The 13,867-nt window shown below is 72.7% G+C and carries 16 protein-coding genes; 8 read left to right on the forward strand and 8 right to left on the reverse strand.

What is annotated here, in order from left to right; translation table 11 throughout:
* The first annotated feature begins 43 nt into the window (after window positions 1–43).
* Entirely contained in the window at window positions 44–790 is a 747-nt protein-coding gene (locus B0E54_RS14915) for an oxidoreductase (RefSeq protein WP_234584131.1), read from the forward strand.
* Window positions 791–796: 6 nt separating this feature from the next.
* Here B0E54_RS14915 and B0E54_RS14920 read toward each other — a convergent pair whose 3' ends face one another.
* The 7 genes from B0E54_RS14920 to B0E54_RS14950 form a co-directional block, all read right to left on the reverse strand.
* On the reverse strand, window positions 797–1,429 hold the full coding sequence (locus tag B0E54_RS14920; RefSeq protein WP_234584132.1) for a TetR/AcrR family transcriptional regulator: 633 nt from the start codon (window positions 1,427–1,429) through the stop codon (window positions 797–799).
* On the reverse strand, window positions 1,324–2,688 hold the full coding sequence (locus B0E54_RS14925; RefSeq protein WP_234584133.1) for a methyltransferase: 1,365 nt from the start codon (window positions 2,686–2,688) through the stop codon (window positions 1,324–1,326). Before B0E54_RS14925 ends, B0E54_RS14920 begins: the two co-directional genes overlap by 106 nt.
* Window positions 2,685–3,617: a hypothetical protein gene (locus B0E54_RS14930; protein WP_234584134.1), complete on the reverse strand. Its 933-nt coding sequence runs from the start codon at window positions 3,615–3,617 to the stop codon at window positions 2,685–2,687. Before B0E54_RS14930 ends, B0E54_RS14925 begins: the two co-directional genes overlap by 4 nt.
* A 190-nt stretch (window positions 3,618–3,807) precedes the next feature.
* Window positions 3,808–4,611, reverse strand: coding sequence for an HAD family phosphatase (locus tag B0E54_RS14935; RefSeq protein WP_234584135.1), 804 nt, complete (start codon window positions 4,609–4,611; stop codon window positions 3,808–3,810).
* A gap of 595 nt (window positions 4,612–5,206) precedes the next feature.
* A complete protein-coding gene (locus B0E54_RS14940) occupies window positions 5,207–5,926 on the reverse strand; it encodes a hypothetical protein (protein WP_234584136.1) in 720 nt (239 codons plus the stop codon).
* 208 nt (window positions 5,927–6,134) lie between these two features.
* On the reverse strand, window positions 6,135–6,671 hold the full coding sequence (locus B0E54_RS14945) for a hypothetical protein (RefSeq protein ID WP_234584137.1): 537 nt from the start codon (window positions 6,669–6,671) through the stop codon (window positions 6,135–6,137).
* Window positions 6,672–6,877: 206 nt separating this feature from the next.
* Entirely contained in the window at window positions 6,878–7,585 is a 708-nt protein-coding gene (locus B0E54_RS14950) for a DUF4240 domain-containing protein (RefSeq protein ID WP_234584138.1), read from the reverse strand.
* A gap of 303 nt (window positions 7,586–7,888) precedes the next feature.
* Between B0E54_RS14950 and ssd the strand changes: the two genes are divergently transcribed.
* The 7 genes from ssd (at window position 7,889) to B0E54_RS14985 (ending at window position 13,128) form a co-directional block, all read left to right on the forward strand.
* Window positions 7,889–8,992: a septum site-determining protein Ssd gene (gene ssd, locus B0E54_RS14955; RefSeq protein WP_234584139.1), complete on the forward strand. Its 1,104-nt coding sequence runs from the start codon at window positions 7,889–7,891 to the stop codon at window positions 8,990–8,992.
* Window positions 8,989–10,200, forward strand: a complete 1,212-nt coding sequence (locus B0E54_RS14960; protein ID WP_234584140.1) for a TadA family conjugal transfer-associated ATPase — start codon at window positions 8,989–8,991, stop codon at window positions 10,198–10,200. The genes ssd and B0E54_RS14960 overlap by 4 nt, the downstream gene beginning before the upstream one ends.
* On the forward strand, window positions 10,197–11,384 hold the full coding sequence (locus B0E54_RS14965; RefSeq protein ID WP_234584141.1) for a type II secretion system F family protein: 1,188 nt from the start codon (window positions 10,197–10,199) through the stop codon (window positions 11,382–11,384). The genes B0E54_RS14960 and B0E54_RS14965 overlap by 4 nt, the downstream gene beginning before the upstream one ends.
* Window positions 11,384–12,067 carry a type II secretion system F family protein gene (locus B0E54_RS14970; RefSeq protein ID WP_374109274.1) on the forward strand — a complete coding sequence of 228 codons (684 nt, stop codon included), beginning with the start codon at window positions 11,384–11,386 and terminating at the stop codon, window positions 12,065–12,067. The genes B0E54_RS14965 and B0E54_RS14970 overlap by 1 nt, the downstream gene beginning before the upstream one ends.
* A 22-nt stretch (window positions 12,068–12,089) precedes the next feature.
* Window positions 12,090–12,257 carry a DUF4244 domain-containing protein gene (locus B0E54_RS14975; protein ID WP_234584142.1) on the forward strand — a complete coding sequence of 56 codons (168 nt, stop codon included), beginning with the start codon at window positions 12,090–12,092 and terminating at the stop codon, window positions 12,255–12,257.
* Between the two features lie 113 nt (window positions 12,258–12,370).
* Window positions 12,371–12,685, forward strand: a complete 315-nt coding sequence (locus B0E54_RS14980; RefSeq protein WP_234584214.1) for a TadE family type IV pilus minor pilin — start codon at window positions 12,371–12,373, stop codon at window positions 12,683–12,685.
* Window positions 12,685–13,128 (forward strand): Rv3654c family TadE-like protein, encoded by a 444-nt coding sequence (locus B0E54_RS14985; RefSeq protein WP_374109275.1) that lies wholly within the window; start codon window positions 12,685–12,687, stop codon window positions 13,126–13,128. The genes B0E54_RS14980 and B0E54_RS14985 overlap by 1 nt, the downstream gene beginning before the upstream one ends.
* 124 nt (window positions 13,129–13,252) lie before the next feature.
* Here the strand turns inward: B0E54_RS14985 and B0E54_RS14990 are convergent, their stop codons facing one another.
* Window positions 13,253–13,831 carry a hypothetical protein gene (locus tag B0E54_RS14990; protein ID WP_234584144.1) on the reverse strand — a complete coding sequence of 193 codons (579 nt, stop codon included), beginning with the start codon at window positions 13,829–13,831 and terminating at the stop codon, window positions 13,253–13,255.
* Window positions 13,832–13,867 lie beyond the last annotated feature (36 nt).

Below are 13,867 nucleotides of genomic sequence, written 5' to 3' on the forward strand. Positions count from 1 at the left end.
GGGTGCGGCCCGCCGGGCCGGGCCGGGTCGCTAGCGTGGCGGGGTGACCACCGACCCGCTCGCCCCGCTGCTCGCGCTCACCGACGTCGCCGCTGCCGTCGACCGGGCCCGTGAGCGCTTCGACCAGGCGCTCGGGCACCGCGCGCTGCGCCGCAACGGTGGCCAGGTCGCGGCCGAGGTCAGCCTGCGGTCGGCGGTGGCCAGCGCCGCGCTCGAAGGCGCCGTCCACGAGCGTGAGGAGGTCCGGGCCGGCACCGTCACCGACCCGGTGCTCCAGGGGGCGCTGCGGGTCGCCGGGGCGCTGCCCGGCCTGAGCGAACTCTGGCCGAAGGCACCCCGGCAGGCACTCGCCCGGCTGCACGTCCTCGCCGCCCGCGACATCGTGGGCGAGGCCGAGCTGGGCCGACCGGTGCCCGACCCGGTGGTCGCCGCCCGCCTCGACGGGCTCGCCGCTCTGGTGGCCGGCGGCACGAAGGTCTCGCCGCTGGTGCTCGCCGCCGTCGTACACGGGGAGTTGCTGAACCTGCGTCCGTTCGCCGGGCCGTCCGGCGTGGTCGCGCGCGGTGCCGCCCGACTGGTGCTGCTCGCCAGCGGCCTCGACCCGCGCGGCCTGCTCGGCGTCGACGTCGGTCACCGGGAACGGGAGCCCGAGTACGTCGGCTCGGCCGGCGCGTTCGCCACCGGCACCCCGGACGGGCTGCGCTCCTGGCTGCGCCACTACATGGCGGCTCTCGAGGTGGGCGCCGACCAGCTCACCGCCATCGGCGACGAGATCCTCGCGGCCGCCTGAGGTCGTTCAGGCCCGTCGTACCGCCCGGTTGACCTTGGCTTGGAGCGCCCGGCGGGCGATGGGCCCGAGGTCGTCGACGACCTCCAGCAGCAGCGCGAGTTGGTCGAGCGCGGCCATCGCCTGGTCGGCGCCGGCCCGGTCCACCCCGTCGTAGAGTTCCAGCCCGATGAACGCGGCCGAGACCGCACGGGCCAGGCCGGGTACGTCGGCGACCTCGGCGAACGGGGAACCGGCGAGCAGCCTGCGCAGGACCGCCTCGATCTCGTCCACCCACAGTTGGAGCGCGCCGGCGGTGGGGGCGGCCATCCGCTGGTCCGCCTGTGCGGCAGCCAGCATCTGGGCCAGGAACGTGACGTTGCCGAGTTGGCGTTCCTCCTCGTGCAGCGCACGCCCGACCGCGAGCAGCTCGCGCAGCGACCCGGCCGAGGCCAGACGGGCGGACCAGTGCTCGACCCGCTTCGCGGTGCTGTCGCGGCAGGCCGCCGCGAGCAGGTCGTCGACAGTGCCGTAGTGGTAGAAGACCAGGGCCTGGTTCACCCCCGCGGCAGCGGCGATGGTCCGTGCGGAGACGCCCGCGATGCCGTGTTCGCGGATGGCGGCGATGGCGCCGTCAAGGAGACGCTGCTTGGTGTCGGACATGGCGCTCCTCGCGGGCGGGCCGGGTGCGGTGGTGCGATCATCGCATCGGTGACCAGTTGGGCGAGCCAGGCGACACCCGGTAGCCGGACGGCCCAGCCGACCACCGCCCAACCGAGGTGCACGTGTTCGAGCGCGCGGGCGACGGCGGCCACCCCCCGTTGCGCGTGACCGTCGCCGCCCACGTACTCCGCCCGCCACAACACACGGTCGTTTTCCCGGGCGGGCCGGATGCGCAGCCCCACCGGGTGGCGCCGGGCCAGCATCCGCCAGATCGCCGCGCAGGGTCCGCAGTCGTCGTCCAGCCAGAGCACCGCGGATGGCCCGGGCGCGTACGGCCGCCACCGGGGCCACCAGTCACGAACCTGCCGCCGGTACGACAGCCAGGAGTCCCCGTACCGGGCTCGCAGGTCGTGTCGCTCGTGCGGCCCGGCCACCGCCGCGCCGAACGCCACCGCCGACACCGCCGCCAGAACGAGCGTGGCGCTGCGCGTCACCGCTGCGGTGAGCAGCAGCAACACCACCGCGCTGAGTTGCATGGGGTTGGCCAGGTAGGCGTACGGGCCGGTGGTGACCAGTCGACGCGGCGGGTCCCACGGGTACGGCGTGCCGCCTCCCCGGGTGGCGAACTCCGCGACGGCGGCCAGCGCCGGGGTGGCCGTCAGGAGGGCCAGTTGCGCCAGCACCAGCAACTCGGTGCGGTTCAGCCCGGTCAGTCGGGCCCACGACCCGTCGCCGAGTTCGAAGGCCAGGCTGGGCAGGAACCAGAGGAGCAGCGCGGTGAAGAGCCCTACCTGCAGGAGCGTCCTGGTGCGCAGGCGCCGCCGGTCGGCGCCGGACCGACCGAGCAGTTGGGCGGGTAGGGCCACCAGGAGCAGCCCGGCCACCTCCCCGACGAGCCAGTGCGGGCCGAGGTGGACAAGCGGGTGCAGCGCCGGCATCGCCACCACGTCGACCCAGAGCAGCAGACCCAGTGCGACAGGCAGGGGCAGCAGGCGGCGCAGCAGCACGGGCAGCGGCCCCCAGAGCACAGCCCAGCCGATCCACAGGTCCACCGGCATCCCCCGGTACGCGCCGTCGACCGGGGCGAACGCGTACCAGCCGGCCGTCCGGGCGACCTCGTGCAGTGCGGCGATGCCGACCCCGGCGGCCACGAACGCCAACAGCGCGGCACCACGGGCGGCGCGGTCCCGCTCCCGCGCGCCGACGGCGAGCACCGCGAGAAGCGGCACCCCCAGGCTTAACCACCTGGCGACTGTCACTTGAGTGCCAGCATGTCGAGCAGGTGGCCGACCCCGGCGCCGAGCAGTGCCTGCTGGATGGGGCCGAAGTACCAGGACGGGTCCAGACCCCGCGTGTAGTCGACCCGGATCTGGACCTCGGTGTGCCCGGCGTCGGTCGCCCGCCAGGTCAGCTGCGCGTGCCGCCAGGTGAACCAGCGCGCGGTGATCGAACTGTCCTCGACGAAGCGGAAATCCACACGTCCCGGCGTTACGTTCTCGACCTCGGCGAGCAGATGGCCGCCCGGGCCGTGCGCGCTGCCGTGGTAGCCGAACATCCACCTGTCGCCGGGATCGAGCCCGTCGCCGCTGACCTGCCCGGGTGTGGGCACGCCCAGCAGGCGCAACGGCGCAGACCGTACGGCGGTCGGGCGTGGACCGGCGGCAAGGCGCTCGGCCACCCGGTCGGCGGGTAGCTCGACGACGCGGGTCACCTCCACCGTCTGCTCCGGACCGAGCCGGGGAGCCATGCCACTGCCCTCCAGGCCGGGCAGGAGCAGCAGTGGCACGGCGACGAGCACGTAGGGCCGGTTGGCCTCCCGCAGGGCGCGGATCAGCGCGGTGGTGCCGTGGGCCACCGCGTACACCAGGGGGGCCGCCAGGATGACGCAGATCGCTCCCTCGTGCAGCGCCACCGCCGCCAGCAGCAGGGCCACGGTGGTGGCGGCGAAGACCTGGCCGTGGGCCGTCCGGCGCGGGGTCAGCGCGAGGGCGGCGGCCAGCAGCACCGGGAGCGCCACGAAGAGTACGGCGCTGTCGGCGCGGCCCTCACGCACCACCGCGACGAAGACCACCAGCCCGAAGAGCGTTATCAGGCCGGCCAGAGTCCAGTGGGCGGCGGTGCGCTGTGGTGGTGGTTCGGTGGTGTTGGTCCATCCGGACGGTTCGGGTGTCTCGTCGACGTCGGCCATGCTGATCTCCCCGTTTTAAGCGATCGCTCAAATCGGAGCGTACGACGATTTGAGCGATCGCTCAAGACGTTGCTGAGGGGAGGTGAGAAGGTGGGGCGGGTGGCTGGGTCCGCCCATGCGGTGGTCGGCTATTGCCGCCCTGCTGTTGCCGGATCGGTCCCCGGTCTGGTCGGGCTGCTGCCTGAGGTGGTCAGGCGGTGGTGGCGGCGCGGGTCCGGCGATGCCTGCCGTACCAGGCGATGCCGATGGCCACCCCGACCCCCACGCCCAGGGCCGCCGCGGCGACCGGAACGGCCGGCCGCTCCCGCAGCCGGCGACCCAGCGGAATCGGGTGCCGGAACTCCAGCACCGGCCAGGCGTTCTCCGAGGCCAGCTTGCGGAGCTGCCGGTCCGGGTTGACCACGCTCGGGTGACCCACGCACTCCAGCAGCGGACGATCGCTGTACGAGTCGGAGTAGGCGTACGAGTCGGCCAGGTCGTAGCCGCGCACGGCGGCCAGCTCGCCAACCGCCTCGACCTTGCTCGGACCGGCCGCGTAGAACTCGACCTCGCCGCTGTACCGGCCGTCCTGCACCGCCATCCGGGTGGCGATCACGTCGGTCACCCCGAGCAGCTCGCCGATCGGCCGGACCATCTCCTCGCCGGACGCGGAGACCAGCACCACGTCCCGCCCGGCTGCCTGGTGCTCCTCGATCAGAGCGGCAGCCTCGGCGTACACATAGGGGTTGATCAGCTCGTGGAGCGTCTCCGCGACGATCTGGCGGACCTGTTCCACCTGCCAGCCCTTGCAGAGCGCGGCCAGGTAGTCCCGTGTTCGGGCCATGGTCTGCTCGTCGGTGCCGCCCAGCCGGAACATCAGCTGCGCGTACGCCGACTTGACCACGTCACGCCGGGTGATCAGCCCGTCCCGGTAGAACGGCCGACCAAACGCCAGGGCGCTCGACTTGGCGATGACGGTCTTGTCCAGATCGAAGAAAGCGGCACTTCGGCCCACGGCGCGAAAGTCTAGCCGGATGGTCTATCGTCGGCGGGTGCCCGGGGTCAGGCCACCCCTCGGACCTGCGGGCGGGTGCCTCCAACTCCGCTGGGCGTGACCGTGCTCACACTCCGCGAGGAGAATTTCGCGCTGAGTGGAGTGAACACCACTCGACGTGACGGTTCCGCTCAGGCAGACTTGTCCGCACGACAAGCTCTCACATCCCCGAAACAGACAGACCCTCAGCGGTTGCACCCCCCGTGACCGCTGAGTGGTTCGGCTCGACCCCCCCGGAGCCGAACCGTCGACGACCCCCGTCTCCCCCCGACGGGGGTCGTCCCTTTGTGGGGAGCGCTCCCGCCCTGGTGTGGAAGCGCCTTAGCCGGCTCGGTCGGGCCCGACGCCGGGCGGAAGTCAGCGAATCGTCAGCGAACGTCAGCCGGACCCGGTCGGCGTAGTCGCTGGGCGTGTGCGTGTACCGGTCCAGCGTCGTCGACGCCTTCTCGTGGCCCGCCACCCGCCGCCGGAAGTTCGACCGCCGTTGCGGCCTACCGTGTCGGTGATGAGGCCAGCGTCCGCAAGGACACGTCCGCAAAGACACGGGGCACCGGATTCAGTGGTCATCAGCGGGCCGAATGGCGGCGAGGTTCGTTCCGTCGGTGGTCTTGGCGATGAGTTCCTTGAACCGGGCCGGGTCGGATTCAGCGATCGCGCGGGCCGCAGCCACCCCGCGGTGCAGGCTCGCCGGATAGTAGGACTCATCCAGAATGAAGCCTCGGGCCAGCCATTCACGTGTGGCGTCGTGATCGCACTCGACGAAGGCGGTGAGACAGGCTGCGCGGTACCACCCGCGCAGGTCAGCAACCTCATCATCGTGGGCTTGGCTACCCGTTGTTGGCTGTCCGCCAGTCAGCGCTCGAGGCGACTCGTACACGAGCACGGCCTGCGACCAATACCAGGCGCGGACTGCGCAGACGCGTTGCAGTAGCGGACCGGAGGTGACGACCGAGATGAGGTACTCCTGGACCCGGCGACGGCCGACCGCCGTCAACACCGGTTCGATGAGTTGACGATTGGCGGCCACATCTTCGTCGCAGACCACTGCGGCCAGGACTCGGCTAGCCAGGGTGGCGGCCAGGTCAGGACGTTCTCGAAGAACGCAGGCAAGCTGCCAGCGCTTGCCGTTCCTCCGGTGGTAGCGACGGAACGACTCGTTACTGGCGAACCTCGGCTGCAGTTCGGGCTCTACCCAGGCTGAGTCCAGCTCGGCTAGGAGGTCATCAAGCTGCCGCTCGAACTCGTCAGCCAGGTCGCCGTCCACCCATGCGTCCATGTCGACATCATCTGCGCCGACCCCCTCCGTCATCGACTGGCCGAACGGATCTTGTAAAGGGCGCGGGACGCAAGTGGTCAAGCATGTCCGGTGACCGGACCACGTCCGCAAGGACACCACTGCCGAAACACCCGGACGAGTGCGGACGCGATGCAGAGAGCTTGTAAGCGAGACGTCGGGTCACTGTCGTTGCTGGCCGACGAAACGCTCACCGCAGCTCCGTCTGAGTAGCCCGGTCGGCTTCCAAGTCATCGTCATGCAAAACCGCTTCTGGGTCTTCTGCGCCGAGTTGGGCGCGGACCGCGCGGTAGAACTCTTGGAGAGCGTCGTTGAGGCGAGCTGTTGGCGACTTGGAGGGGTACTCCGCTGCCCGAGGGTCACGGCCGTCCTCGGCCTGAACCCGCACAGCATAGGCATGGCGAGTTACTACCCGTGCCGCAGTCTGGACCCTCTTGTTGCCCAGTAGCCGAAGCTGCTCGCAGGCTACCCGCATCCCCTGGTGCGCTTCGTCTAGCGCCTTCCGGTGACTGTTCTCATCCTCGCTACGCGAGGGATGCTCTGCCAGGTGGCGCAGGGTGCGCGCCGAAGCGACGAAGGCGCCGCTTCGCTCAAAGAGCGCGCTGTCCCAGCGAGCCCGGACCTCGGCGGCCATCCGCTGGTTGTTCGTCCTCACCACGACATAGGCGGCGACGGACGCCGAGATCAGGCCGCCGACGAACGACAGGACGACGGTCAGCCATTGCATCCACAGAGTGTCGCCTCGATCACGCATGAAATCTAGACAGAGGCAGCGACGAGGCAGCAGACCCTCCCTTGTGGAGTAGCACCAGTTCTCACCTGACGATCCTCCCTACCTGCCAGTCGACACTGTCTGATGAGCACCGACACTGGCCGGCAAGCTGAGACCGCATCCCCCGGCGGGGGTCGTCTGTTCCCGATGGGAGCGCCCCACTAATCCAGCGCGAGTCGGCGGGCGCCGAACAGCTCGAAAAGCCTGGGCAGCCGCTTTCGCCACTCGGCCTCGTCGCTGAGGTCCCAGCGCTCGTCGGCTGGCTCCGGGCTCGGCGGTGGCGCAGTGGCCGCGGACTCCGCTGATTCGACGGCGTCCCAGAAGGCCTCATCGTCGCCGGTCAGCTGCTCGTACGCCTGCTGCGCGGCGAACTGGAGGGCTTCGTCGCCGATCCACAGGTCGCGGCCTTCCGATGCGCTGATCTGCCGTACCGCGGGATGGTCGGCGAGCGAGTCGGGGTCCCGCGCGGCTGACTCGAACGCCACTCTGCCCAGGCCGACCAGCCCTGCCTGGAAATCGGAGAACCCGTCGTCGGAGAGGAACCCGTACTCGACGATCCAGCACGCCGCGCAGAGATCCCAGGTGTCGGCCTGGTCCATCACCTCGTTGAGCGTCTGGTCGAACGCCACGATGTGTGACAACGGGAGTCGCGTCAGCTCCGCGACCAGGGCGTCAGCGACCACATCCGGCTGACCGTCGGGGCGGGGTTGGTCCGCCGCTGCGCCGGCCGCTGCTCGGGCCCGCTCCACGATGCTCCAAAACTCTTCCAGCTCCACGGCCAGGAGTGTCCCCGACGGCTGTGACAGTCGATCTCGGCGGCTTAGTCTCTGCTGATCTTCGATCCGGCGACGGGTGAGCTGCTCGCCCACGAGTTGCTGACGCTGGCTCCGGTGCGGATCAGCGCGTACCAGCTGATCCTGGAAACGACCTGGACCGACCGGATCGGCTGACCGCCGACTTTGTGGGGCCGCTCTCTCGGGAGCGGCCCCACGGTGTTTTCCCGGCAGCCGCCCTAGCTGCGCGGCGACCCGCGCGCATAGCAGATCGACCGTCTCGGCGGGCGTTGTCCACAGGCCCCGGAGTTGTCCACAGGCGAGGCGTCGGGGGGAGTGCGCGAGGCCGATCGCGAGCAGGGTCGGCGGTGCATCCGATCCCGACCGCTGGAGGCCGCGATGGCACCCCGTACCTCCGTTCCGCCGATCCGACGGCTCCCACTGGTCGTCACGGGGGACGGCGACCTGCTCGACGACCTGCTCCGGCTCGCCGCTGCCGGCGGCACCGAGGTGGAGCTCGCCGCCGACCCGGCCGCCGCCCGCACTCGCTGGGGTCCCGCGCCGCTGGTGCTGCTCGGCGCCGATCAGGCGCAGGCGTGCCTGCGCGCCCGACTGCCGAAGCGACCCCGGCTGGTGCTGGTCGGCCGGGCCGGTCAACTCGACCCCGGCTGGCACATCGCCGAGCTGATCGGAGCCGAGCACGTCGCCGCACTGCCCGCCGCCGAGCCCTGGCTGGTGGACCGCCTGGCCGAACAGGGCCCCGACCAGCAGAACGGTCCGGGTGCCCGGGTCGTCGCGCTGTTCGGCGGTCGGGGCGGTGCCGGCGCGAGCGTCCTCGCGGGCGGGCTCGCCGTGACCGCAGCGCGGGCCCGACTGCGCACCCTGCTCATCGACGCCGATCCGCTCGGGGGTGGCCTGGACCTCGTGCTCGGCTGGGAGCAGTTGGAAGGGCTGCGCTGGCCGTCGCTCACCGACGCGGACGGGCGGGTGGACGCGCCCGCGCTTGTCGATGCGCTGCCCAGCCGGGGCGACCTGGTGGTGCTCTCCTGGGACCGCGGCGAGATGCTGGCACTGCCCGCCTCCGCGATGGCCGCGACAGTCGACGCCGCGCACCGTGGCCGAGACTTCGTGGTGATCGACCTGCCCCGACAGTTGGACGACGCCGCCGTGGTCGCGTTGCAGGCAGCCGACCAGGCGTACGTCGTCGTGCCGGCGGAGCTGCGTGCCACCGCGGCCGCCGCCCGGGTGGTGGCCTCGGCCGCACCACACTGCGCCGCGCTCTCGGTGGTGGTGCGTGGGCCCGCCCCGGGCCGCCTGCGCGCCACCGAGGTGGCACGGGCACTCGGGCTTCCTCTCGCTGGCACGCTACGTCCCGAACCCGGGCTCTGCCGCGGGCTCGAACGCGGCGAGGCACCGGCTGCGGCCGGCAAAGGCCCGCTCGCCACGCTCTGCCGACGGATCGTCGCGGACCTCACCGGCGTCCCCGCGACGGGTGCGGCATGAGCGGCCGGCCGGAGGACGGCACCTTCGCGGCCCGGGTGCGCCAGCGGATCGCCGCCGCCACCGACCCCGTCACCCCGGCGGCGATCGTGTCCGCCGTACGCGCCGAGCCCACCGCGGCGGTGTTGGGCGACACCGCAGTACTGCGGATCGCCGACCGGGTGCACGACGACCTGGTGGGCGCCGGGCCGCTGGCCCCGCTGCTGGCCGATCCGGAGGTGACCGACGTCCTGGTCAACGGTGTCCGCGTCTGGGTCGACCGGGGCGCGGGGCTGCACCAGGTAGCGGTCCCGGTGGGCTCGGTCGAGGACGTCCGCCGGCTGGCGCAGCGACTGATCGCCAGCGCCGGGCGGCGGCTCGACGACGGCTCCCCGTACGCCGACGCCCGGCTTCCCGACGGCACCCGCCTGCACGCCGTGCTGCCGCCGGTGGCGACCGAGGGGCCCTACCTGTCCCTGCGGACGTTCCGGCACCGCCCGTTCACCCTCGACGAACTGGTGCGCCAGGGGACGGTGCCGCGACCGGTGGCGCCACTGCTCGCCGCCGTCGTCGCGGCCCGGCTGGCATACCTGGTCACCGGCGGCACCGGCTCGGGCAAGACGACCCTGCTCAACACGTTGCTCGGTTTGGTGCCCGCCACGGAGCGGATCGTCCTGGTGGAGGACGCGGCCGAGTTGCAACCGGGACACCCGCACGTGGTCGGGCTCCAGGCCCGTACCGCCAACGTCGAGGGGACGGGCGTCGTCAGCCTCGGCGACCTGGTCCGGCAGGCGTTGCGGATGCGCCCGGACCGGCTGGTGGTCGGGGAGTGCCGGGGCGCGGAGGTGGTCGACCTGCTGGCCGCGCTGAACACCGGCCACGACGGCGGCGCCGGCACGCTGCACGCCAACACCCCGTCCGACGTGCCGGCCCGGCTGGAGGCGCTCGGCATGCTGGGCGGGCTGCCCCGCTCCGCGCTGCACGCCCAGGTGGTCGCGGCGCTCCAGGTGCTGCTTCAGGTACGCCGAGGGGACCGCGGTCGTGTCCTCGAGTCGATCTGCCTGCTGCTCCCCGAGGGGCCCGAACGACTGGCCACTGTGGTGCCCGCCTGGATACGTGGACGTGGGTTGGGGTTGGCCGCACGTACCTTCGGCACGCTGCTGCGAGACCGGGGCGTGGCGGTGCCGCCGATCCTCCGCGAGCCGTGGCCTGGATCGGCGGGCCCGGCATGACCGGCGGAACGGCGCTCGTGGTGGCGCTCCTGCTGGCCGCCGCGGTCCTGGTGGCCTGGCCGGTGCAGAGCGTCCGGGCACGCCGCCGCCGAGTGCTGGCACCGGGCCCTGGCGCCACCGGCGCTGATCCGGACGACGCTCTGGTGGAATGGATCAGGGGCCTCGCTCGAGCGCGGGGCGGGCCGACCGATGAGCTCGGTGGGTTGCCGGACCCGGTCCACCCGGGTGCCCTCTCGTACCCGCCGGGAGCGTCGACGTCCGTCAGCGGGCGGACGGTTGTCGCCTGGTCCACTCGGGACCTCGATGACAGCCCGAGCCGCCCGAGGGCGACCGGCGGGCCGGGGGGATCCACGCGACCGGCAGGTCCGGCACGGCCGCCGATCCGTCGGGATCCTCGCCGCCCGGCTGCCACTGCTCGACCGGAGACCGAGACCATCGAGGCCGTCGAGCATCCGGGCCACAGCAGGGCCGACCCCGCGGACCATCGCACCGTTGGCCCGCCGGACCAACGCCTCGTTCGCCCGGTGGACCGAACGGCCGGCGCGTCGTACGAGGCCCGTCGGCTACGCGTGCGTCGGTCGCCGAGGCGTGTGCTGCTGCTGGTTGGCCTGGTGGGGGCAGGGGTCGGTGCCGTATCCGCCGGGCCGGTGGCCGCGGTAGCGGTGGCCGGCTACGGCACGCTGGCCGTGCGCGCCCTGCTCCGCTGGAGAGCGGGCCGGCACGCCGACCTGGTACGGCGGCGCGGCCTGGACCTGCTCTGCGGTCTGGCAGCCGACCTCCGGGCGGGCCTGCCCGTCCCGCCAACCCTGGAGATCGCCGCCGTCGAGGGGACGGGTCGATCCGACCGGCTTCGCGAGCTCACCTCGGCCGCCGTGCGGCTGGCGGACCGGACCGGCGCACCGCTGGCCGAACTGATCGAGCGCATCGAGGCGGACGCCCGGGCGACCGACCGGGGCCTGGCCGCCGCGGCGGCACAGGCGGCGGGCGCCCGCGCCACGGCCTGGTTGCTGGCGGCCCTGCCGGTCGGCGGGATCGCGCTCGGCTACGGGATCGGAGTCGACCCCTTGGCGGTGCTCCTGCACAGCACTGTCGGAGGGGTCTGCGCGGTCATCGCGGTCGCCCTGCAGATAGTCGGCCTGTTCTGGGCCGAGCGGTTGGGCGCGGCGTCGGGGCGGGCCGCCTGATGTCCCCGGTGCGCCTGGGCGGCTCGGTCGGTCGGCGCGGCTCGCCGCACCGGGCCGGCTCGGGTGGCGGCGGTGTGGAGAGTCGGCGCCGACCGGACGCGATCCGCCTCGCGGCAGGGATGGCCGGGCTCGCCGTGGCGGTGGTCGTCGGGGGCTGGTTCGGGCTGCTCGGTGCGGTTCCGACCGCAGTCCTGCTGGACGTGCTGCTGCGGCGGATCGAGTCTCCGGCGGCGCGCGTCCGGCGACTTCGGGAGGCCGCCGACCTGCCGCTCGCCGCCGACCTGCTGGCGGCGGCGATGCGGGCGGGTGCGCCGGTGGACCGCTCGGTGCTGGCCGTGGCCGAGGCGCTGGACGGCCCGCTCGCGAGCCGGCTGGCCCGGGTCGGTCGCACCCTGCTCCTCGGCGGTGGCCAGGCCGAGGCGTGGTCGGCGTTGGACGGGGTGCCGGGAGCCGAGCGGATGGCAGCGGCGGCCTTCCGCTCGGCCAACAGCGGCGCCGCGCTGGCCGGTGCGCTGACCCGTCTCGCCGACGACCTGCGGGCCGACCGGGCCACCGCCGCCGAGGCGTCGGCCCGCCGGGCTGGCGTCCTCATCGTGCTGCCGCTGGGGCTGTGCTTCCTGCCCGCGTTCATTCTCGCCGGCCTGGTGCCGGTGATCGTCGCCGTCCTCGGCGACGTGCTCTGACCCATCGAGAAAGGAAAGACGCATGCGCAAACTCATCGCCCGACTCCGCGGCGACGACGGGATGAACACCGCCGAGTACGCCGTGGGCACGCTCGCCGCGGTGGCCTTCGCCGGGATTCTGTTGAAGGTCCTGACCTCCGGCAATGTCCAGTCGGCGCTGACCGCGGTCATCGACCGGGCGCTCAAGTGAGCGGGCGCCGGCAGGTCGGCCATGGTTGGAAACCGGGTACCCCCGGGCGAGCGTGCGACGGCAACCGGTGGGCCCATTTCGTCGGCGGCGACCGGGGCTCCTTCACCGCCGAACTGGCGGCCGGCCTGCCGGCGCTACTCCTGCTGCTGCTCGCCGGCCTGACCGCGGTCAACGCCGTCAGCACCCAGGCGAGCTGTCTGCACACGGCCCGGGAGGTGGCGTTGGCCGCCGCCCGGGGAGCCGACAGCGCGGATGGGGAGCGTGCGGCGCCACCGGGGGCAGAGGTGTCGGTGGCGGTCGACGGCGACCGGGTGCAGGCGACGGTCCGCGCGCCCGTCCGCGCGCTGGGCGGCCAGCTACCGAAGATCACCGTCGTCGCCACCGCCGTCGCAGCCGTGGAACCGGGTGCGGACGAGGGGAGGTGGTGATGCGGCATCCCGACACTCGGTCGCGTGGACACGGCCCGGACGCCGAGCGACACGACGGCGACCGACCGGACGCCGAGCGACACGACGGCGGCCGACCGGACGCGGAGCGAGGTGGTGCAACCGTGCTGCTGCTCGCGTTGGGACTGGTCTTCGTGCTGGTTGGGACGTTCGGCGCCGCTGTCACCGCCGCCGGGATGGCGGCTCAGCGGGCGGCGGTGGCCGCCGATCTCGGTGCGCTGGCCGGGGCTGCCCGGGCGCTTGACGGCGACGCGGTGGCGTGCGCGTCCGCCGCGGACATCGCCCACCGCAACGCTGGCCGGCTGATCGACTGTCTCCTCGACGGGCTGGACGTGCTGGTGACCGTCGAGGTGGCGTTCACTCCGCTTCCGGGCGTGACCCGGGTCGCCGCGTCGACGGCCCGCGCCGGCCCGGTACGCGGCTGAGTCGATGGTCCGCGTGGACCGCGCCGGGCTGTTCGACCGCGGCCGGCTGGCCGGGACAGGCTTGGGGGTCCTGTCCCGGCCAGCGGCCGAGAGGGTGGGTCGCCGGGTGCGAGCCGGGGTTGCGTCAGCGGGACTGGAGCGCGTCGAGGGCGACGGCCATCGCGATGACGAGACGACGGTCGATCTGCGGGTTCTGCACCTCGACGACGTACTTGTCGCGCAGGCCCCACTTCTTCACCACCGAGAAGATCGGCTGACCGCCGGCGGTGAAGTCGAAGTGGTACGGCAGCCAGGACAGCGAGTCGACGAACCGGCGCAGCAGCGCCACCGGCAGGCTGCGCTCCTGACCCGTCACCTGCGGCAGGCCGGCCTGCTCGACGTGCCAGGTGGAGCGGAGCAGCGACTGGGCGAAGTCCTTGCGGAACAGACCGATCGCGTTACCGGCCGCGTCGGTGACGTCGTACGTCGCGCCGAGGTCGATGCGCTGGCGGGCCTTGAAGCCGAGCAGGGGCTGCTGCTTGGAGTCGTCGGTGTAGATCGTCACCTGCTCCTTGAAGGCGAGCCGCTTCTGCTGCGCGAACGCCAGCAGCTCACCCTCGGTGCCGTCCGGCGCGACCGCCCGGACCTCGTACTGGTTGACCATCATCCGCAGCCGCTGGCGGATGTGGAACTGCTGCAGGGCCTGCAAGTTGTCGAGCTGCATGTGTTCTCCTCAGGGGGATGGTGCGCCGGAGTCTCG

Source organism: Micromonospora sp. MH99 (assembly GCF_021442385.1).
GTDB lineage: Bacteria > Actinomycetota > Actinomycetes > Mycobacteriales > Micromonosporaceae > Micromonospora.